This is a genomic window from Yinghuangia soli, from assembly GCF_021502675.1.
In the GTDB taxonomy this organism is placed as follows: Bacteria; Actinomycetota; Actinomycetes; order Streptomycetales; family Streptomycetaceae; genus Yinghuangia; species Yinghuangia soli.
In genome coordinates this window covers 54,767-75,798 of the sequence record NZ_JAKFHA010000008.1, presented here as the reverse complement: position 1 = coordinate 75,798, position 21,032 = coordinate 54,767, and the positions used below count along the sequence as shown (strand labels likewise).

Below are 21,032 nucleotides of genomic sequence, written 5' to 3'. Positions count from 1 at the left end.
GCTCAGAGGTGCGCGTAGCGGTTGGCCGGGCGCTCCAGCCCGAGGTGGCCGCGCAGGGTGCCGGCCTCGTACGCGGTGCGGAAGGCGCCGCGCCGCTGCAGTTCGGGCACCAGGGCGCGGGTGATCCCGAGGAGGTCGTGCGGCAGCGCGGCGGGCCGCAGCCGGAAGCCGGACAGTCCGGCGGTACGCCGTTCGAGGAGCAGGTCGGCGAGTTGCGCCGCGGTGCCCGCGAAGATCTCGGCATCGCTGGTGTACGGCGCGCCGGCGGCCGCGTCGAGCCGGTCGCGGCGGTCCCGGGCGGCGGCCTCGGTCGCGTCGAGGAAGACGACCAGGTCGCCGAACACGTGCAGCGGGCGGGCGGCGGTGCCGGCGGCTTCCTGGGCGGCCCGGATCCCGGCGACGATCGTGCGGGCCTCGCCAGTGCTGTGCGGGGTGACGAAGCCGACGTCGGCGGAACGGGCCAGCAGCCGGTGCCCGGTCTCCTGGTGGACGAGTGCGGTCACCAGCGGCTGGCCCTGGGGCGGGCGCGGGGTGATCGAGGGTCCCTTGACGTCGAACCAGCGGCCCTCGAAGTCGATGTAGTGGAGCTTGTCGCGGTCCACGAAGCGGCCGGTGGCGGCGTCCCGGATCTCGGCGTCGTCCTCCCAGCTGTCCCACAGGCGCCGGAGCACTTCGATGTAGTCGGCGGTCTCGTCGAAGGCGTCTTCGAGCACGGCGCGCAGGCGCTCGGGCGGGCCGGTGAGGAAATCGACGTCGGGGGCCTCGCGGCGGCCGAAGAGGGCAAGGTCCGCGGGGCGCAGCGACACCTGGGCGCGCACCCCGGCCCGGCCGGTGCTCGTGTAGTCCAGCGTGGCTATGGCCTTGGCCAGGTGGAACGGCTCGGTCAGGGTGGTCACGATGGTCGGCACGAGGCCGATGCGGTCGGTCAGCGGGCCGATCCGGGCGGCGATGAGGACCGCGTCGAGGCGGCCGCGGACCCGGTCGGTGCGGTCGTCGGCGTGCTGGGGGTGGTCGGACTGGAAGCCGAGCGAGTCCTCCAGGGTGGCGAAATCGAGCAGTCCGTGCTCGGCTTCGCGGACCAGATCGGCCCAGTACGCGGCGCCGAACAGGTCGGCGGGCCGGGCGTCCGGCTCGCGCCAAGCGGCCGGGTGCCAGCCGGCGCCGTCCAGGGCGACGGCCAGGTGCAGGGGTGCGGCAGGTTCGGTTCCGGGGCTGTTCGCGAGTGCTTCGGTCATGGCGGTCTCGCCCTCCTTTCAGGGCCGGTCCGACGCGGGGGCGGGCGCGGCGGAAGTGGCGGACAGGTGCGCGGCGAACGCATCGACGAGGTCGAGGAGCGGGGCCACGCCCTCGGCGTCGACGCGGTGCTCGCCGTCGCCTTCGGCGGGGTGCACGTATGCCTCGTGCACGAACCAGCCCTGCGCCACGTGCGTCGCACCGAGCGAGGTGAGCACGGGCCGCAGCGCGTAGTCGAGGGCGAGGACGTGGGCGGGAGTGCCGCCGGTGAGCACCGGGAGCACCGCCTTGCCGCGCAGCGCGAACTGCGGGAGTACGTCGAGGAAGACCTTGAGCACGCCGCTGTACGCGGCCTTGTAGACGGGGCTGGCGACGACCAGCGCGTCGGCCTTCTCGACCGCGGCGATGGCCTCGCGCAGGGCGGGGTCGCCGAAGTCGGCGTGCAGCAGGGCCTGGGCGGGCAGGTCGCGGACCGCGAGCCGGTCGACGCGGTGGCCGGCCGCCTCGAGGCGGTCGGAGACGTGGCCGGCGACGATGCCGGTGCGGGAGGTCCCGGAAGGGGATCCCCAGAGGGTCAGAACGGAAGCCATGGCGGTACTCCGGGAAGAGGGGGTCGAGGCAGGTGGAGCGGGCCCATCGATGAACTACCCAGGGACACCCACCACTTCTGCGCCGGTTTCGACCGGGCCGGGGCGGCGGCGACGGCCGGGCACGGCGTCGATCAGGTCCCGCGTGTAGTCGTGCCGCGGGTCGGTGAGGACGCGTTCGACGTCGCCTGTCTCGACGATCCGGCCGGCGCGCATGACGGCGACCCGGTGCGCGATGCGCCGCACCACCGCCAGGTCGTGCGAGATGAAGAGGATCGCCACGCCCAGATCGCGCTGCAGTCCGGCCAGCAGGTCGAGGATCTGGGCCTGCACGGCCACGTCCAGTGCCGAGGTCGGCTCGTCGCACACGACGAGATCGGGCCCGGGCGCGAGGGCCCTGGCGATCGCGACGCGCTGCCGCTGCCCCCCGGAGAGTTCCCCCGGACGCCGGTCGGCGAGGTCCGGCGGCAGCGCCACCTGATCGAGCAACTCGGCCACCCGGTCCCGGCGTTCTCTGCGGTTGCCGATACCGAAGGCACGCAGCGGCTCGGCGACGATGTCGGCGACCCGGAACCTCGGGTCCAGGGACGCGTACGGGTTCTGCGACACGATCTGGACGCGGCGCCGCAGGGCCCGCAGCTCGGTCCGGGCGGCCCGCCGCGGGCGCCGCCGCCCGGGGCCGGCCAGGTCGGTGAGCCGGGTACCGGCGACGTCGATCCGCCCGTCGGTGCTGTGCTCCAGGCCGAGCACGAGGCGGGCGGTCGTCGACTTTCCGGAGCCGGACTCGCCGACCAGCGCGAGTGTCTCGCCGGGGGCGATATGGAATGCGACGTCGTCGACCGCCCGCAGCTGGTCGCCGCCGGGCAGCGGGAATTCCTTGACCAGCCCCGCGACGGAGACGAGTTGCGCGGTCGGCCGGTCCGCGCCGCCGTCCCCGCTGCCGCGTCCGCTCCCGTTGCTGCCGCGTCCGCTCTCGTTGCCGCCGCCTCCCCCGCCACCCCCGACGCCGCGCGGCAGGTCGTCGAGTCCCGGCGCCGCAGCCAGCAACGCCCGCGTGTAGGGGTGTTCCGGAGCGCTCAGAACCCGGTCCGCGGCGCCGTGTTCGACGACTTCGCCGTCGGACATCACGACGACCCGGTCGGCCCGGTCGGCGGCAACGCCGAGGTCGTGGGTGATCAGCAGCACGGCGGTGCCGTGCTCCTGGGTGAGGGCCTCCAGGTGGTCGAGGATCCGGCGCTGCACGGTGACGTCGAGCGCGCTGGTGGGCTCGTCCGCGATCACCAGGCGCGGCCGGCAGGCCAGCGCGATGGCGATCAGGACGCGCTGCCGCATTCCGCCGGACAGTTCGTGCGGGTACTGCCGGGCGCGGATGTGCGGTGCGGGCAGCCCGGCCTCGCCGAGGAGTTCGACCGCGCGGGCGTGCGCGGCGCGGGCGTCGACGGCCATTCCGTGCACGCGCAGCGCCTCGGCGACCTGGTGGCCGATCCGCTGGACGGGGTTGAGCGAGACGTTGGGGTCCTGCGGGATGAAGCCGATGCCGGGCCCGCGGACCGCGTCCAGTTCCTTCTCGCCGAGGGTGAGCAGGTCGCGGCCGGCGAAGCGGATCGTGCCGCCGGTGACCCGGCCGCCGTACGGCAGGAGGCCGAGGACGGCGTGCGCGGTGGTGCTCTTGCCGGATCCGGACTCTCCGACCACCGCGACGACTTCGCCCGGTGCCACGGTCAGCGAGGCACCGCGCACGGCGGGGCGGGAGGTGCCGTTCCGGCTCCGGTACGCGACGTCCAGGCCGAGGATCTCCAGCAGCGGCTCGTCCGGGCCGGCGGGGCCGGGGGATGCCGGGAAGGAAGCGTCCTTGCTGCTCAACGGTCGTCTCCTCGTTCGGTGTCGAGGGCCCGCGAGATGCGGTTCGCGGACAGCACGGTCGCGGCGATCACCAGGCCCGGGAACGTGGTCAGCCACCACGCGGTGGCCACGAAGTTGCGGCCGTCCGAGACCAGGGCGCCCCACTCGGGGGTGGGCGGCGTGGCGCCGAAGCCGAGGAAGCTGAGTGCGGACACGGCGAGGATCGCGGTGCCGAACTCCAGGGCGGCCATGACCAGCACCGGCCCCCAGGCGTTCGGCAGGACGTGCCTCAGGAGCACCCCGGACGGGCGCACCCCGCAGGCCCGGGCCGCCTCGACGTACTCGGCCTGCCGGACCCGCAGCACCTCGGCGCGCATCACGCGGGCGAACCCGGCCGCGGCCGCGATGCCCACCGCGAAGGCGACCTTGGTGGTGCCGAAGCCGAGTGCCGTGACCACCGCGAGGGACATCAGCAGCCGCGGGATCGCCTGGAGCACGTCGACGAGCCGCATCACCGCGTCGTCGAGCGCCCCGCCGACGAACCCGGCGACCAGGCCGAGCGATCCGCCGACCACGAGCGATACCGCCACCGCGAGCGCGGTGGCCCGCAGCGAGAGCGATGTCGCGTGCACGACCCGGGTGAACAGGTCGCGGCCCAGTTGGTCGGTGCCGAACAGGTGCTCGGCACTGGGGCCTTGCAGGCGTTCGGCCGGGGTCCCGGTGAGCGGGTCGCCGCCCGCGAGGAGCCCGGGGGCCACCGCGGCCAGCAGGACGAGGGCCACGACCACGCACGAGACGAGCAACCCGGGACGGGCGGCCACGAACCTGGCCGCGGTGCCGGCCCGGCGCGCGAGGCGGCGGCCGCGGCTCGCCGGACCCGCCGGATCCGTGGGCGCCACCGGCTTTTTCGCGTCCTGCGGCGGCACGGGCAGCCGCTCGACTGCCGTCACCATGTCTCCCCCTCTTTCATGCCGCCGCCCCCTGGACCGCCGAGGCCCGGGCCGCGGACCGCCGGAGCGGCGCGCGGTCGCGGGCGATGCGCGGGTCGAGGAGCGGGTAGAGCACGTCGAGCAGCAGGCTGACCGCCACGAAGATCAGCGCGGACAGCACGACGACGCCCTGCACCACCGGGATGTCCTGCCGGTCCACCGCGAACGCAGTCACCCGCCCGAGGCCGGCCCGGGAGAACACCGTCTCGACGACCACCGCCTCGGTCACCAGGTTCCCGGCCACCACGCCGAACAGCGTCAGGGTCGGCAGCGAGGCGTTGCGCAGGGCGTGCCGGAAGTGGATGCGGACCCGCCCGGCGCCCTTGGCCCGCGCGGTGCCGATATACGGCGCAGCCAGCGCGGTGGTCATGCTCTTGGCCAGCACCTGCGCGATCATCGCGCCGACCGGCAGCGCCAGCGTGACGGCGGGCAGCACCAGGCTCTCGAAGCCGTCGTTGCCGAGTGCGGGCAGCAGCCGCCATTGGAACGACACGACCTGGATCAGCAGCAGCCCGACCCAGAAGACCGGCACCGAGATGCCGACCGCCGGGACGGACAAGAGCAGTTGCCGCAGGGCCCGGCCGCGCACGTAGGTCGCCAGCAGCGCGATCCCCGCGCCGAACACCACCGCGAGGAGCAGCGCGAACGCGGTCAGCTTGAGCGTCTCGGGCAGTGCGTCCGTGATGGTGGTGCGGACCTCCGCGCCGGTCTGGATCGAGTGCCCGAAGTCGCCCGCGAGCGCGTTGCGCAGTGCCTTGCCGTACTGCACGAGCAGCGGGTCGCCGATGCCGTACCGGTCGCGCACCTCGGCGATCTGCTCGGGCGCGGCGTTCGATTCGAGGCCGCCCAGCTTGATGTCCACCGGGTCGCCGGGCAGGACGAACAGGATCGCGTACGACAGGGTGAACGCCGCCCAGAGCACGAACGCCGCCTGGCCGAGCCGCCGCAGAAGGTACCTGGCCACCGCGGGTCAGCCCTTGATCCAGGTGTCGTGGAAGGTCAGCCGCGACGACGCGTCCAGCGTGACCCCCTGCACCTTCGCCGAGAAGCCGTGCACCTGGGCGAGTTCGAACAGCGGGATCGCGTAGCCGCGGTCGACCAGTTGCCGCTGCGCCTCGGCGACCTGGGCGGCTCGTGCGGCCGGGTCGACGAGCTGCGCCTGCTGGGTCAGCGCAGTGTCCTGGGGGCCGGCGGGCAGGCGGCCGCGGTTGGTGCCCTGGGTGCCGAAGATCACGCGCAGGACGTCCGGGTCGGCCCGCGTGACGTTGTAGTAGGTGAAGTCGAAGTCGCCCGCGGCGATCACGTTGTTCTGGTCGCCGATCGCGAGCTTGCGCAGCCGCAGGTCGACGCCGACCCGCTTGAGCTGCTGCTGCACGAGTTCGAGCACCGACTGGCTGGCGTTGAACGCCGAACCGAAGACGACGTCCAGGCTCAGCTTGCGGCCGTCCTTGGCGCGGATGCCGTCCGCGCCGGGCACCCAGCCTGCCGCGTCGAGGATGCGCTTCGCGCCCTCCGGGTCGTACGCGAGTGCGGCCGAGAGGTCGGTGTAGCCGGGGGTGACCGCGGCCAGCACGCTGGTGGCCGGCTTGTAGAGCGGGCTGAGCACGGTCTTGGAGAGCTCGGGCCGGTCCACGGCCTTCTGGATCGCCTGCCGGACACGCTCGTCGTCCAGCACCGGGCGGGCGGCGTTGGGCTGCAGGGCGAAGACGAAGCCCGGGTTGGGCCGCGTGACCACGCGGTAGCCGGTCGCGAACCGGGCCTCGTCCTGCGGCTGGATGTCGCTGATCGCGTCGACCTGGCCGGATTCCAGCGCGCCGGCCCGTACCCCGGACTCCGGAATGATCTTGTAGACCACCTTGTCGAGGTACGCCTCGCCGGACTTCGTCCACAGCGGCGAGCCCCACGCGTAGCCCGCGCGGCGGGTGATCTCGACGCTCTGGTTCGCCTTGTACGACCCGAACACGAACGGCCCCGAGCCCACCAGCGCCCCGAGGCAGCGCTCTTCGGGGGTCTTCGCGAGCGTCGCGGTGGACAGCAGGCCGAGCGAGACGGTGGCGGTGGCCTGCAGGAACTGGGCGCTGGGCGCCTTGAATTCGATGCGCACGGTGCTCGGGTCGACGACCGTCGCGCCCTGGTAGCCGACCAGGTATCCGGAGGCGATGACCGCCTTGGCGCCGAGCGTCGCGACGGTGTCGAAGTTGGCCTTGACCGCGGCGGCGTCGACCGGGGTGCCGTCGCTGAACGTCACGCCCGGGCGCAGCTTGAAGGTGAAGGCGGTGGCCTGCGGGTTGACCTCCCAGGACTGCGCGAGCCAGGGCTTGATCTCGCCGGTCGCCGGGTCCTGGTCGGTCAGCGAGTCGACGAGCTGGCGGCCGATGTTGAGGCTCGCGTTGAGGCCGTACTGCTGCGGGTCCAGGCAGGTGGGGTCGATCGCGAGGGCGAACGACAGCGTCCCGCCGGAGACCGGCGGACCGGCGTCCGCCGCGGTGTTCCCCGCGGGGTCGGCGCCGGAGCACGCCGCGGTGGCGGCCAGCGCGAGCGCGGCGGCACCGGCCGCGACGGCTCTGCGGCGGCCGGGCAGGTGGGCAAGCAGACGGGTACGGCGGGGAACGAGCACGGGGAGCTCCTGTGAGCATGCGCGGACTGCCGCACGGGCGGCAGCCGGGAAGGCGATCGGGCCGGGGAACGGACCAGGGGACGGGCCGCCGGACAATGCCGGTGCGGACCGCGAGGCCGGGCAGGACGGCAGGACCTGGCGCGTCGGGGACTCCGACGCGGTCAGGCGAAAGCAGGAATCGGCAGATACCGCGGGCGGCTCGACGGCAGCGCCCGCACGGGCCGGCTCAGCGGCAGTGGCGGCAACAGCGCGCGCTGTGCACGCGCCCGTAGTCCACGTGCCGGCGGCTGCACAGGTCAAGGTGCATTCTGCGAGCCTAGGAGGCTGGCCCCAAGGTCAACAAGAGCTCCCCGCAAGGTAGTTGCAACGCCCACATGAACTCTTTGTCAACCGGGGCGGGCTGCGCGGTCAGTAGACGTCGCGGACGTAGCGCTTGTCGGCGGCGAGTTGCTTGACGTACGCGGCTGCGGCGTCGGAGGTCAGGCCGCCGTGCACGGCGGCGATGTCGCGGAGCGCCTGGTCGACGTCCTTCGCCATGCGGGACGCGTCGCCGCAGACGTAGAAGTGCGCGCCGTCCTGCAGCCAGGACCACAGCCGCGAGCCGTTCTCGCGCATGCGGTCCTGCACGTAGATCTTGGCGCGCTGGTCGCGGGAGAAGGCGGTGTCGAGGCGGGCGAGGGTGCCGTCGCGGCGGAAGGCGTCCAGCTCGTCCTCGTAGTAGAAGTCGGTGGCCCGGTGCTGCTCGCCGAAGAAGAGCCAGTTCGGGGCGCGGTGGCCGAGCGCGCGGCGTTCGCCGAGGAAGCCGAGGAAGGGCGCGATGCCGGTGCCGGGGCCGACCATGACCATCGGGGTGGCCGGGTCGGCGGGCGGGCGGAAGTGCGGGGCGCGCTGGACGTGGACCGGGATCGGGGTGCCGGGCGCCGCGTCGGCGAGGAAGGCCGAGCAGACGCCCTTGCGGGGGCGGCCCGCGGCGTTCTCGTAGCGGACGACCGAGACGGTGAGGGCGACTTCGCGCGGGTCCGCGAGCGGACTGGACGATATCGAGTAGCGGCGCGGCTGCAGGCGCTTGAGGACGCCCGTCCAGTCCTGTGCGGTGGCCCGGACCGCGTGCTCGGCCACCACGTCGACCGCTTGGCGGCCCCACGACCACTGCGCCAGGCGGGTCTTGGCGTCGCCGCGCAGGATGTCGCGGAGTTCGCGGGCGCCGCTGCGTTCCGCGGTGAAGCGCAGCAGGTCGCCGGTGATGCGGGTGATGTCGAGGTGGCGGTGGAGCGCGGTGCCGAAGGCGACCGGGCCGATGCCGGGGACGTCGACCTCGGTGCCGCTGTCGAGGCCGGTCGCGGCGAGCCATTCGGCTACCAGGTCGGGGCAGTTGGACGGGTGGACGGCGAGGACGTCGCCGGCCTGGTAGGAGGGCGCGCCGGGGAGGCTGCCGAGGTCGAAGGCGAAGCGGCGGACCTCCTTGCCGGCGCCGGGGAGGCTGAGCAGCCGGTTGCCGGTCAGGCGGGCCATCGCCGGCACCGGCTTCGCGACGCCGGTTTCGGTGCCGAGGCCGGCTGGTGCAGGGGCTGGGGCGCTCGGGATCAGGGAAGAGATCCAGCGCGGGGCAGCCGGTGCGGGAGCGGACGCCGGCCCGGCGGCGAGCGCGGGCAGCGGGGCGGGCGCGGGCTCGGCGAGGGCGGTGACGACGCGGTCCAGCCATGCCGCGGCGTCCGGTTCGTAGTCGGGTTCGCAGTCGACGCGGTCGGTGAGGCGGACCGCGCCCTGCTGCGCCATGCGCTCGTCGAGCCGCCGGCCGTGGCCGCAGAAGTCGTCGTACGAGGAATCCCCGAACGCCAGGACCGCGTACCGGACGTCGGCCAGCCCGGCGATCTCGCTGCCGGCCAGGGCCGACCAGAAACCGGCGCCGTTGTCGGGGGCGTCGCCGTCCCCGAAGGTGCTGGTGATCAGCAGGAGGTCGCCCGCGGGGAGGGCCTCCGGGTCGGCGGTGTCCATGTCCTCGAGGGTGACGCGGTGCCCGGCGGCGGTGAGGCGGGCCGCGGTGGCGTTGGCGAAGTCCTCGGCGTTGCCGGTCTGCGAGGCCCACAAGACGGTGACGTCGCTGCCGGGCGCGGCAGCGGTCAGGACGGAAGCCGGGGCCGGAGCCGGATCCGCGGGTGCGGCGCCACTGCCGGGCGTACCGGGTCCGCGCCCGGGGTCGCGGCCGGTGCCCGGTGCGGGGCGGTGGCCGGGGTCCCGCGAGTAGAGACCCGCGAGCACGCCGTCCACCCACTGGGCCTGCTCCTCGGTGAAGGGGGCGCTGCGCGGGATCACCGGGACGCCCGGTGCCCCGGCCGCGACTCCGGCCAGGAAGCCGGCGAGGTAGCGGCGGCCCGCATCGCCCAGTTCGGGCCGCGGGGCCGGGGCCAGGCCGAAGATCCGGGCGGCGGCGGCTTCGGGGCTGCCGTCCGCAGGCATCGCGAAAGGGTCGGGGAAGGCGGCCGCGAAGGCGTCCGGGGCGGTGCCGGCGTCCGGGAGTTCGTCCGCGGGCGCGTCCGGCACCGGGGTGGGGGCCGCGACCTTCGCCAGCGACACCGCGCAGACCTTGAGCTCGGGTTGGAAGGAGAGCGGGTCGACCGCGTCGTTCGTCACCGCGTTGACGCTCAGGTACTCGCCGAACAGGTCGTTCCAGTGGAAGGGCGCGAAGCAGCAGCCGGGCAGCACCCGGTCGCTCACCGCCGCGGGCAGCACCGCCCGGCCGCGCCGCGAGGCCACCTCGACCGGGTCGCCGTCGGCGATGCCGAGGGAGCGGGCGTCGTCCGGGTGGATCTCGACGAAGGGGGCCGGGTTCAGTTTGTTGAGTTTGCCGACCTTGCCGGTCTTGGTGAGGGTGTGCCACTGGTGCTGCAGGCGGCCGGTGTTGAGCACGAACGGGAAGGCATCGTCCGGCATTTCGGCGGGGGCGAGATGCGGTCGGGGGTGGAACACTGCCCGGCCGCTCGGGGTCGGGAAGACCGGGCGGCCGTCATCGCCGACGTACCGGATGGGGTTGCGGGCCGGGCCGTCCGCGTCGGGCGCGGGCCACTGCACGGGAGTCTCGCGCAGCCGGTCGTAGGTCACGCCGCGCAGGTCGTAGCCGGACTTGGGGTTCCAGGCCTGCTTGATCTCCTCGAAGATCTCCTCGGCGCTGCCGTAGGAGAAGGCCTCTTCGTAGCCCATCGCGCAGGCCACCCGGGCGATGAGCCGCCAGTCGGCGGTCGCCTCGCCGGGCGGGTCGACGGCTTGGCGGGCGAGGGTGAGGTTGCGTTCGCTGTTGACCAGGACGCCGTCGGTCTCGGTCCACAGCGCGCCGGGCAGGATGACGTCGGCGTACGCGTTGGTCTCAGTATCCGCGAACACGTCCTGGACGACCACGAATTCGGCGGCTTCGAGACCCTCGATGACGTTGCGGCGGTTGGCCACCGAGGCGACCGGGTTGGTGCAGATGATCCAGCAGGCCTTGATCTCACCGTCGGCCATGCGCCGGAACATGTCGACGGTGCCCTGGCCGCTGCCGTCCTCGCGGATGGTGCCCGCGGGCAGGCCCCACAGCTCCTCGGCGAACGCCCGGTCGTCGGCGGCCAGGACCGAGCGCTGGCCGGGGAGGCCCGGGCCCATGTAGCCCATCTCGCGGCCGCCCATGGCGTTCGGCTGGCCGGTCAGCGAGAAGGGGCCGCTGCCCGGGCGGCATATCGCGCCGGTGGCGAGGTGCAGGTTGACCAGGGCGTTGGTGTTCCAGGTGCCGTGGGTGCTCTGGTTGAGGCCCATGGTCCAGCAGCTCGTCCACTCCCCCGCAGCGCCGATCCACGCGGCGGCGGTGCGGATGTCCGCTTCGGGGATGCCGGTGAGGGCGGCCACCGCGTCCGGGGCGTAGTCGGCGAGGAACCCGGGCATCGCGTCCCAGCCCTCGGTGTGCTCGGCGATGAAGCCGGCGTCGGTGTGCCCGGCGGCGTGCAGCAGGTGCAGCAGGCCGTTGAGCAGCGCGAGGTCGGTGCCGGGCCGGATCTGGAGGAAGAGGTCCGCTTTGGCGGCGGTCGCGGTGCGGCGCGGGTCGACGACGATCAGCTTCGCGCCGGCCTTGACGCGGTCCATCATGCGCAGGAAGAGGATGGGGTGGCAGTCGGCCATGTTGGAGCCGATGACCAGGAAGAGGTCGGCCTTGTCGAGGTCGTCGTACGAGCCGGGCGGGCCGTCCGCACCGAGCGACAGCTTGTAGCCGGTCCCCGCGCTGGCCATGCACAGCCGCGAATTGGACTCGATCTGGTTCGTGCCCAGGAAGCCCTTGGCGAGCTTGTTGGCCAGGTACTGGGCCTCCAGGGTCATCTGCCCGGAGACATACAGCGCGACCGCGTCCGGGCCGTGCTCGTCGACGATCGCGCGCAGCCGACGGGCGGTCACGGCGACCGCGGCGTCGACGCCCGCGGGGACGGCCTCGGCGCCCCGCTCCGGGCGGACCAGTGCGGTGGCCAGCCGGCCGGGGGCGGCCAGCATGTCGGCGGTGGTGGCGCCCTTGGTGCACAGGCGGCCGAGGTTCGCGGGGTGAGTCTTGTCGCCGGAGGCCTTGAGGACGGTCCGGCGCCCGTCGGGGCCCATGCCGATGTCGAGGACCATGCCGCAGCCGACGCCGCAGTACGAGCAGGCGGTGCGGACCTGCTCGGTCGGTTGTGCCGCCACGCGGATCCCCCTCGATCTGTCCGGTCTGCGCGCTTCGAACCTAGGACGTCCCGGTTACGCCCACGTCACACGGACGGATCTTGGGTGTTTACGCCCGTCCGACATCTCCGCTCCGGACCTGTGAGATCCGCGGGCGGCGGTACGCGGTTGTGTGCCCGGGGCACCGGGTACCCGGCCGCGGACGAGACCACGGCCGAGACAGCAGGAGGGTTTCCATGAGCGACACCGTCGACGTCGTCGACAACCCCGCCGAGAGCCGCTACGAGGCCCGGATCGGCGGCGAGCTCGCCGGCTTCGCGCAGTACATCCGGGGCGGCGACATCATCGCTTTCGTGCACACCGAGGTCGACGAGCGCTTCGAGGGCCGCGGGGTCGGCAGCGCCCTGGTCCGGGCGTCGCTCGACCAGGCCCGGCAGGACGCGCTCGGGGTGCTGCCGACCTGCCCCTTTTACGGCGGCTGGCTGGCCCGGCATCCCGAGTACCAGGACGTCGTCTACGAGTCGCGCAGCCGGGTCGCCGACTGACGCCTGCGACCGGTGCGGCTCAGGTCGCCACGGCTGCGGCGACCCGCACCGGGAAGCCGTTGAGCACCGCGGTGCCGGAGAGCGGGTCGAGGCGCGAGCCGTCCAGCAGCTGGTTCACGTTGACCCCGGGGTGCTCCGCGGCCACCCCGAGCCTGGTGCCGGGGCGGTCGTGGCCCCAGCCGTGCGGGAGGCTGACCACGCCCGGGCGCATCGCGTCGGTCACCTCGACCTCGGCCTCCAGCGTGCCGCCCTCCCCGGTGATCCGGGCCGGGCGGCCGGCCACCAGGCCCAGGCGGGCCGCGTCGTCCGGGTGGACCTGGAGCGTGCAGCGGTTGGAGCCGCCGGCCAGGGCCGGGATGTTGTGCATCCAGCTGTTGTTGGAGCGCAGGTGGCGGCGCCCGACCAGCTGGAGGGTGTCCGGGTCCGGGGCCTCGGTCAGGGCGGCGCGCAGCCGGGGCAGGTCGGCTTCGACGGGTGCCGGGAGCAGCTCGATGCGGCCGCTGCGGGTCTTGAGGAGGCCGGGCAGCCGGGGCTCCAGCGGGCCGAGGTCGATGCCGTGCGGGGCGGCCCGCAGGGCGTCGAGGGTGAGGCCGTACGGGCCGAGCCGGAGCATCATGTCCAGGCGGCGTTCCGGCCCGGTCGTCCCGGTCAGCCCGGCGGCGACGGCCTTGGGGTCCGCGCCGTGCACGGGCGACTGGGGGTCGGCGACGGCCTTGGCGAGCGTGGTGTCGACGGCGAGGTCGTCGACGGCCGAGGGCGGGGCGCCGTGCATTCCCGAGACGGCCAGGACGAGCCGGGCGTGGATCTCGCACTCGTCCATGCGCCCGGGCCCGAGCGGGAGCGCGGCCGGGGTGTAGCGGACCTGGTTGCGGACCGCGAAAGCGTTGAACGCGAAGTCGAAGTGCGCGCTCTGCGAGGGCGGCGGCGGGGGCAGGACGACGTCCGCATGCCGAGTGGTCTCGTTGAGGTAGGGGTCGACGGACACCATGAAGTCGAGGGACGCCAGAGCCGCGTCGAGCCGGTCCCCATTCGGGGCGGACAGCACGGGGTTGGCGGCCACGGTGATCACCGCGCGGACGCGGCCGTCGCCGGGCACGTCGATCTCCTCGGCGAGCGCGGCCAGCGGCAGCTCGCCCTTGGCCTCGGGGTGCCCGGAGACGCGGCTGTGCCAGCGGCCCAGCGCGAAGCCCTTGCCGGGCGCGGCCTTGCGAGGCGCGGGGGCGGTGGCGGACAGCGGGAAGAGCGCGCCGCCGGGCCGGTCCAGGTTGCCGGTGAGGATGTTGAGGACGTCGACCAGCCAGCTGCCCAGCGTCCCGTACGCGACGGTCGAGGCGCCCATGCGCCCGTACACGGCCGCGGTGCGGGCGGCGGCGAGCTCGCGGGCGGTGCCGCGGATGTCCTCGGCGTCCAGGTCGCACGCCGCGGCCACCGCTTCGGGGCTGAACTCCTGGACGGCCTTGCGGACTTCCTCGATCCCCTCGACATGCGCGGCGAGGCCGCCGGGCCGTGCGAGGTCCTCGGCGAACAGCGTGTGGACGAGCGCGGCGAGGAAGAGCGCGTCGGTGCCGGGCCGGATGGCGAGGTGCCGGTCGGCGAGCCGGGCGGTGCGGGTGCGGCGCGGGTCGACGACCGTGAGCGTGCCGCCGCGGGCGCGCAGTGCCTTGAGGCGCCCGGGGAAGTCCGGCGCGGTGCACAGACTCCCGTTGGATTCCAGGGGGTTGGCGCCGAGCATCAGCAGATGGTCGGTGCGGTCCAGGTCCGGCACCGGGATGGCGAACGCATCACCGAACAGCAGCCCGCAGGAGACGTGCTTGGGCATCTGGTCGAGCGTGGACGCGGAGTAGATGTTGCGCGTGCCCGCGCCGCGGATGAGCAGTGGCGGATAAAGCGCGCCGGCGACCGTGTGGACGTTGGGATTGCCGAGCACGATGGCGACCGCGTCCGCGCCGTGCGCCTCGATCAGCGGCCGGATCCGGGCCGCGATCACCTCGAATGCTTCTTCCCAACTGGCCTCGCGCAGCTGCCCGTTCTCCCGGACGAGCGGCCCGGCCAGCCGGTCGGGGTCGGCATCCACCTGCGGGAACGCAGCGCCCTTGGGGCAGATGAAGCCCTGGCTGAAGACGTCGTCGCGATCCCCGCGGGCACCGGTGACCCGGCCCGCATCAATGGTGAGGGTGAGCCCGCAAGTCGCTTCGCACAACGGGCAGATACGCAGGGCGGTGGACATGGTGGCCTCCCCGGGGCGTCCACGCCGACGCCCAGCAAGCGCGAGCATACCCACGAGTAGCAACCTCCGACAGGCCCCGGCACCGCGACAGTGGGCGGCCACAGACATGGCGTGGACGCGGCCACGGCCCGGCCGCAAAGCCGGCCGCGCCATAACGGGTGCAGCCATACGGGTGAAGTCGCGGCGCTCACATGAGAGCACCGCCGAATTTCCTGCGTGGTCTCGGATAGTCGACCCATGACCGATGATCATGAGCACGATGTCGGCACCGACGATCCACCCGAGCCGAACCCGCGGAGCTCGCGCAACGAACGGGGCCCCTGGGAACAGAAAGAGGCGCTGTGCGCCCGCATCACCGAGCTGCGCGCCATGCTCGATGCGGTCGAACTCCTCGCCCGCAACAATCCCGACCGCAGACCCGTCGCCTCGGGATACGCCATGCGCGCCGCCGAGGAACTGGACATGGCGACCCAGGTCCTCTCCCACGACAAGCATCCCGCGCTCCGCCGCGCGGCCCACCTCGCCGTCGCGCAGTCGCACGTCGATGCGGCCATGAACCTGATGGTCTGGCTGGCTCCGGCGGACGACGTCGAGGCGATGCTGCCGCACATGACCGCGCTCGTCGAAGAGCATCTCCCGGAGACCGACCAGCGTCGCCGGGAGATGGCCGACATCGTCAAAGAGGTCAAGGAAACCCACGAGATCAGCCCGGTCCAACGCTACTTCCTCGCCGAAACGGTGGGCCTGGCACGGCGGTTGCTGCAGAAGGAGACGCTGCGCGTACGCAGCTTCGTGCGCATCGTGAAGTTCGTCAGCTTCGCGCTCGCGGTGGTGGCGGGGCTGGTCCTCTTCTTCGGGATGACGTGGCCGGAGACGGTGCCGCTGTGCTTCGCACCGGAGGCCAATTCCTCGTACGAGGTCGTCTGCCCGACCAACAACGCGGCCCCGCAGGAGCAGCGCCCCGATACCCAGGAGATCGCCGCGGTGGCCCGGACCGCGGACTACCTGGTCGTCGCCCTGGCCGGCCTCGTGGCGGCGTCCGTCTCCGCGGCCGCGGCACTGCGCCACATCCGCGGCACCGCGCTTCCCTACGACGTACCGGTCGCGCTCGCGGTGCTCAAGCTGCCGACCGGGGCCCTGACCGCGACGCTGGGCCTGCTGCTCATGCGCGGCGGGTTCGTGCCCGGGCTGACCGCGCTCGACTCGTCCGCGCAGATCATTGCGTGGGCGATCATCTTCGGATACTCCCAGCAGCTCTTCACCAGGTTCGTCGACCAGCAGGGCCAGGCCGTCCTGAACGCCGTGAAGGGCTCGGCGGAGCCGGCCGCCCGCGCACCGGAGTCCGCAAAAGCCTGACCAAGGTCGGGACCACCACCGGCCGGGCGGTCGCCCAGGGCGCCGGCCGGTCGGCGGTCCGCTGCGCGGGCGCAAGCCGGTCGGGGGGCGCCTTCCTGGGGATTAGGGGGGCTTCGGCGCGGGAGGCAGGGGGCGCGAGACGTACGCCCCCTGTAGTACGTGACTTCTGACCTGGCGGAGGACTTCCCGCGGGGATCGGGGCGGAATACTTCTTAGTGTTCGATCCGCCGTTCCGTCACCGGTACGGCACCCGCTCCGACCTGCTCCGCTTCCTGATCCGAATTTCGCTCCGACCTGCCGGGCCCGCGTGATGCGCGGCTGTCCGGCCCCCGGCTCTCGCCCGCGCTGACGAGCCCTTTTCCCACTGTCCGCACTTCTCCCTTTATCCGGCATGCCCGCGTCCTGTTGCGGCCGGTGCCGGCTATTCCGCGTTCCACCCGACTGGCGACGGCCTTGTCCCGGGTCGGTGCCGCACGCCCGTTTTCGCCTCCTGACCGACCTGGAGACACTTTCGATGGCCACTTTCCTCTACCGCCTCGGGCGGACCGTATTCCGCCGGAGGCGCCTCGCCCTCCTGATCTGGGTGGCCATCCTGGTCGCCGTCGGCGTCGGTGCCGCGACCGCGTCCAAGCCCGCTGCGAAGCCCTTCACCATCCCGGGCATCGAGGCGCAGCAGGCGTTCGACCTGCTCGACGAGCGGAACCCGGACGCGGGCGGCGGCGGTGCCACGGCCCGCATCGTGTTCCGCGCGCCGGACGGGCAGCGCATCGACGCGCCGCAGAACCGGGCCGGCGTCGAGAAGACCATGGCTGCCCTGCAGGGCAGCCCGGACATCGCGGACGCGTCGCAGCCCTTCACCCCGGAGACGGTCAGCAAGGACGGAAGCACCGCGTACGCCACGGTCGGCTACCTGGTGGGCGCCGACCTGCTGCCGGACTCGGCGCGCGACACCCTGGAGCACGCGGTCGACGAGGGCCGGGACGCGGGGCTGAGCGTCGAGGTGGGCGGTGACGCGCTGGTCACCGAGTCGAGTGTGGGCAACGGCGAGATCATCGGAATCGCGGTCGCCGCGCTGGTGCTGGCCATCACCTTCGGCGCGATGATCGCCGCGGGGCTGCCGCTGCTGACCGCGATCCTCGGCGTCGGTGTCGGCATCGCGGGCATCACCGCGGTGGCCGGGATCTTCGACCTGTCGGAGAGCACGTCGACGCTGGCCATGATGATCGGCCTGGCGGTCGGCATCGACTACGCGCTCTTCATCGTGTCGCGGTACCGCAGCGAGCTGAAGCTGGGGCGGGAACCCGAGGAAGCCGCCGGCCGGGCGGTCGGCACCGCGGGTTCCGCGGTGGTCTTCGCCGGCCTGACCGTGGTGATCGCGCTGGCCGGCCTGGCCGTGGTGAACATCCCGGTGCTCACCGAGATGGGCCTGGCCGCGGCCTTCACCGTGGTGATCGCGGTCCTGGTGGCGCTGACCTTTGTGCCGGCGCTGCTCGGCTTCGCGGGCAAGCGGATCTTCGGCCGCAAGGACCGCAAGCGGGCCGCGGCCGCCGCCGCGGCGCCGGCGGGGTCGGCCGCGGCTCCCGCGGAGAAGCCGAACATGGGTTCGCGGTGGGCGCGCTTCGTGCTGCGCCACCCGGTGGCCGTGCTGCTGATCTCGGTGATCGGCCTGGGTGCCGTCGCACTCCCCGCGGCGAGCATGAACCTGGGTCTGCCGGACGACAGTTCGAGCCCGACGAGCACCACGCAGCGCAAGGCGTACGACATGCTCGCGGAGAGCTTCGGCCCGGGCTTCAACGGCCCGCTGATGCTGGTCGTCGACACGGCGGGGCTGCCGAACGGCCAGGCCGCGGCGGACGCGGTCCGGCAGAAGGTCGAGGGCCTGCAGGGCCAGGGCGTCGCCTCGGTCGGCCCGGTGGCCTTCAACGCGGCCGGCGACCTGGCCACCTTCCAGGTGACCCCGACCACCAAGCCGAGCGACCCGAAGACCGAGACGCTGGTCCACGACATCCGCGATGCGGTCAAGGAGGTCCAGGCGGACACCGGGGCCCGGACGCTGGTCAGCGGCACCCCGGCGCTCAACATCGACTTCTCGCAGAAGCTCAACGACGCGCTGCTGCCGTACCTGGCCCTGGTGGTCGGCCTGGCGTTCCTGCTGCTGATCGCGGTCTTCCGGTCGATCCTGGTGCCGCTCAAGGCAGCGCTCGGGTTCCTGCTGTCGGTGACGGCGGCGCTGGGTGCCGTGGTGATGGTGTTCCAGTGGGGCTGGCTGAACGAGCTGTTCGGGGTCGAGCAGACCGGCCCGATCATGAGCATGATGCCGATCTTCCTGGTCGGCGTGGTGTTCGGCCTGGCGATGGACTACGAGGTCTTCCTGGTCACCGGCATGCGCGAGGCGTTCGTGCACGGCCAGAGCCCGCGCGAGGCGGTGGTCAGCGGGTTCCGGCACGGCGCCCGGGTGGTGACCGCGGCGGCCATCATCATGATCGCGGTGTTCGCGGGCTTCATCGGGGCCAGCGACTCGATGATCAAGATGATCGGGTTCGGCCTCGCGGCGGCGGTCTTCCTGGACGCCTTCGTGGTCCGCATGGCGCTGGTGCCCGCGGTCCTGGCGCTGCTCGGCAAGTCCGCCTGGTGGCTCCCGAAGTGGCTGGACCGGATCCTGCCGAACGTCGACGTCGAGGGCGACAGCCTGCGCAAGCACATCGACGCCAAGACGGCCGGGACGGACGCGGGCTCCGACAGGGACGCCTGGGACCTGGACCTGGACGGCGACCGGGACCGGGAGCCGGCCCGCACCTGACGCGGCACCGCCCGGAGCATCAGGCAACGCCGCGCAGCACAAGGCGACACCGGGCAGCACAAGGCAATACCGAACCGGCGGCGGTCCAGTACCAGGACCGCCGCCGGTTCGGCGGTTACCGTCCGGCCGCAACTGCCCCCCGCCCCCCCCGGCCCCCCCCCCCCCACCCCCCCCGGGGGGGGGCCCCCCCCCCCCCCCCCCCCCGGGTTCGGCGTTTCCCGTCCGGCCGCAACTGCCGTGTACCCGTTGGCCGTACACACGGTTTCCCCGGTGGGCGGGCGATGACCGCCCCGGCCCTTGTTCGGGCCCGCAGCGGGTGAGGACAGTGGTCGGGTGGTCGTCGCCGGGTGAGAGGACGGAAGCAACGTGGATGTGTACGAGGCCGTGGACAGCCGCCGCGCGGTGCGGGCGTTCAGCGACAAGCCGGTGCCCAAGGAGGTGCTCGAACGGGTGCTGGGTGCCGCGACGCGCGCTCCCTCGGGCGGGAACCTGCAGCCGTGGCGGCTGTTCGCGGTGGGCGGCGAACCGCTCGCCGAGCTGAAGCGCCGGACCACGGCCCGGGCGCTGGCCGGGGATCCGGGCGACGAGCCGGAGTACCCGATGATCCCGGCCGGGCTGGCCTCCCCGTACCGCGACCGCTACTCCGCCGCGGCCGCGCAGCGCTACCAGGCGCTGGGCATCGAACGCGGCGACGCGGACCGGGGCCGGAAGATCGTCACGATGAACTCGGCGGCGTTCGGCGCCCCCTTGGTCCTGTACTGCTACGTCGACCGCGCGATGGGCACCGGGCAGTGGGGCGATGCCGGCATGTACCTGCAGACGGTGATGCTGCTGCTGCGCGCGGAGGGGCTGCACAGCTGCCCGCAGGCGATGTGGACCGTGTACCGCAAGACGGTGAGCGAGCTGGTCGGCGCCGACGACGGCCTGGTGCTGTTCTGCGGCATGGCGGTCGGCTTCGAGAAGCCGGGCGTCCCGCCGCTGCGCACCGGGCGCGCGGACCTCGCGGAGATCGTGAGCTTCATCGGGGTGTGACGGACTGCCCGCCGCGGAGCGCCTCTTACGAAACGCTGACGTCGGGCCGCGTCGGCGGCCCGGCGCGCGGCGGCGGGCCTAGCGTCGGAGGCATGAGGATCCTTGTCACCGGCGGGGCCGGGTTCATCGGGTCGCACGTGGCCGAAGCACTGCTGGCGGCGGGCCACGAGGTGCGCGTGCTGGACGCGCTGCTGCCTGCCGTGCATCGCGGCACGCCGTACCTGCCCGCCGAGATCGACTTCCGGGTCGGCGACGTGCGCGATCCGGCCGCGGTGGCCGACGCGCTGCGCAGCGTCGATGCGGTGAGCCACCAGGCGGCGATGGTCGGGCTGGGCCTGGACCTGGACGACGCGCCCGACTATGTGGGGTGCAACGACCTGGGGACGGCCGTCCTGCTCGCCGCAATGGCGCGCGCCGAGGTGGGGCGGCTGGTGCTGGCCGGCTCGATGGTCGTCTACGGCGAGGGCCACTACACATGCGGCGAGCACGGGCGCGTCGTCCCCGGCCCGCGGCCTGCCGCCGACCTCGAAAGCGGCCGGTTCGAACCGCGCTGCCCGGGCTGCGGACAGGATCTGACGCCGGGCCAGGTCGCCGAGGAGGCCGCGCCGGATCCGCGCAACGTGTACGCCGCGACCAAGCTCGCGCAGGAGCACCTGGCCGGGGCCTGGGCGCGGACGGTGGGGGGTACGGCGACCTCGCTGCGCTACCACAACGTGTACGGGCCGCGGATGCCGCGCGACACGCCGTACTCCGGGGTCGCGTCGATCTTCCGCTCCGCCCTGGAGGCGGGGCGGGCTCCGCGGGTGTTCGAAGACGGCGGCCAGCGGCGGGACTTCGTGCACGTGGCGGACATCGCGCGGGCGAACGTGGCGGCCCTCGGCCGGGACGGCGCGGGGCTGCGCGCGTACAACGTGGGTACGGGGCGGCCGCGCACGGTCGGTCAGATGGCCGCCGCGCTGGCCGATGCGCACGGCGGTCCCGAGCCCGTGGTCACCGGGCAATTCCGGCTCGGCGACGTCCGGCACATCACCGCGTCCCCGGCCCGGCTGCAGGACGAGCTGGGGTGGCGTGCCGAAGTGCCGTTCGAGGCCGGGATGGCGGAGTTCGCGACCGCTCCGCTGCGCTGAGCACCG

At 73.4% G+C, this 21,032-nt stretch carries 13 protein-coding genes; 5 read left to right on the top strand and 8 right to left on the bottom strand.

Going from position 1 to position 21,032, the window contains the following annotated elements; translation table 11 throughout:
• Positions 1–2: 2 nt before the first annotated feature.
• The 7 genes from LZ495_RS16300 to LZ495_RS16270 all read right to left on the bottom strand — a co-directional run bounded on the left by LZ495_RS16300 (position 3) and on the right by LZ495_RS16270 (position 11,897).
• On the bottom strand, positions 3–1,235 hold the full coding sequence (locus LZ495_RS16300; RefSeq protein ID WP_235052932.1) for an LLM class flavin-dependent oxidoreductase: 1,233 nt from the start codon (positions 1,233–1,235) through the stop codon (positions 3–5).
• 18 nt (positions 1,236–1,253) lie between these two features.
• Positions 1,254–1,823, bottom strand: a complete 570-nt coding sequence (gene ssuE / locus LZ495_RS16295) for an NADPH-dependent FMN reductase (protein ID WP_235052931.1) — start codon at positions 1,821–1,823, stop codon at positions 1,254–1,256.
• A gap of 54 nt (positions 1,824–1,877) precedes the next feature.
• On the bottom strand, positions 1,878–3,683 hold the full coding sequence (locus tag LZ495_RS16290) for a dipeptide ABC transporter ATP-binding protein (RefSeq protein ID WP_235052930.1): 1,806 nt from the start codon (positions 3,681–3,683) through the stop codon (positions 1,878–1,880).
• On the bottom strand, positions 3,680–4,615 hold the full coding sequence (locus tag LZ495_RS16285) for an ABC transporter permease (RefSeq protein WP_235052929.1): 936 nt from the start codon (positions 4,613–4,615) through the stop codon (positions 3,680–3,682). The genes LZ495_RS16290 and LZ495_RS16285 overlap by 4 nt, the downstream gene beginning before the upstream one ends.
• A gap of 13 nt (positions 4,616–4,628) precedes the next feature.
• Positions 4,629–5,615, bottom strand: a complete 987-nt coding sequence (locus LZ495_RS16280) for an ABC transporter permease (RefSeq protein WP_235052928.1) — start codon at positions 5,613–5,615, stop codon at positions 4,629–4,631.
• A 6-nt stretch (positions 5,616–5,621) separates the two neighbouring features.
• A complete protein-coding gene (locus LZ495_RS16275; RefSeq protein ID WP_235052927.1) occupies positions 5,622–7,268 on the bottom strand; it encodes an ABC transporter substrate-binding protein in 1,647 nt (548 codons plus the stop codon).
• 408 nt (positions 7,269–7,676) lie between these two features.
• Positions 7,677–11,897, bottom strand: coding sequence for a bifunctional nitrate reductase/sulfite reductase flavoprotein subunit alpha (locus tag LZ495_RS16270; RefSeq protein ID WP_235053098.1), 4,221 nt, complete (start codon positions 11,895–11,897; stop codon positions 7,677–7,679).
• Positions 11,898–12,175: 278 nt separating this feature from the next.
• On the opposite strand from LZ495_RS16270, the gene LZ495_RS16265 reads away from it, so the two are divergent.
• On the top strand, positions 12,176–12,484 hold the full coding sequence (locus LZ495_RS16265; RefSeq protein ID WP_235052926.1) for a GNAT family N-acetyltransferase: 309 nt from the start codon (positions 12,176–12,178) through the stop codon (positions 12,482–12,484).
• A 19-nt stretch (positions 12,485–12,503) separates the two neighbouring features.
• On the opposite strand, the gene LZ495_RS16260 is transcribed toward LZ495_RS16265, so the two are convergent.
• Positions 12,504–14,711 (bottom strand): molybdopterin oxidoreductase family protein, encoded by a 2,208-nt coding sequence (locus tag LZ495_RS16260; protein ID WP_235052925.1) that lies wholly within the window; start codon positions 14,709–14,711, stop codon positions 12,504–12,506.
• A 237-nt stretch (positions 14,712–14,948) separates the two neighbouring features.
• Between LZ495_RS16260 and LZ495_RS16255 the strand changes: the two genes are divergently transcribed.
• The 4 genes from LZ495_RS16255 to LZ495_RS16240 all read left to right on the top strand — a co-directional run bounded on the left by LZ495_RS16255 (position 14,949) and on the right by LZ495_RS16240 (position 21,026).
• Complete coding sequence (locus LZ495_RS16255; protein ID WP_235052924.1) at positions 14,949–16,067, top strand: hypothetical protein; 1,119 nt, start codon at positions 14,949–14,951, stop codon at positions 16,065–16,067.
• A gap of 514 nt (positions 16,068–16,581) precedes the next feature.
• On the top strand, positions 16,582–18,867 hold the full coding sequence (locus LZ495_RS16250) for an MMPL family transporter (protein WP_235052923.1): 2,286 nt from the start codon (positions 16,582–16,584) through the stop codon (positions 18,865–18,867).
• 366 nt (positions 18,868–19,233) lie between these two features.
• Entirely contained in the window at positions 19,234–19,899 is a 666-nt protein-coding gene (locus LZ495_RS16245; RefSeq protein ID WP_235052922.1) for a nitroreductase, read from the top strand.
• Between the two features lie 92 nt (positions 19,900–19,991).
• Positions 19,992–21,026 (top strand): NAD-dependent epimerase/dehydratase family protein, encoded by a 1,035-nt coding sequence (locus tag LZ495_RS16240; RefSeq protein ID WP_235052921.1) that lies wholly within the window; start codon positions 19,992–19,994, stop codon positions 21,024–21,026.
• Positions 21,027–21,032: the final 6 nt, after the last annotated feature.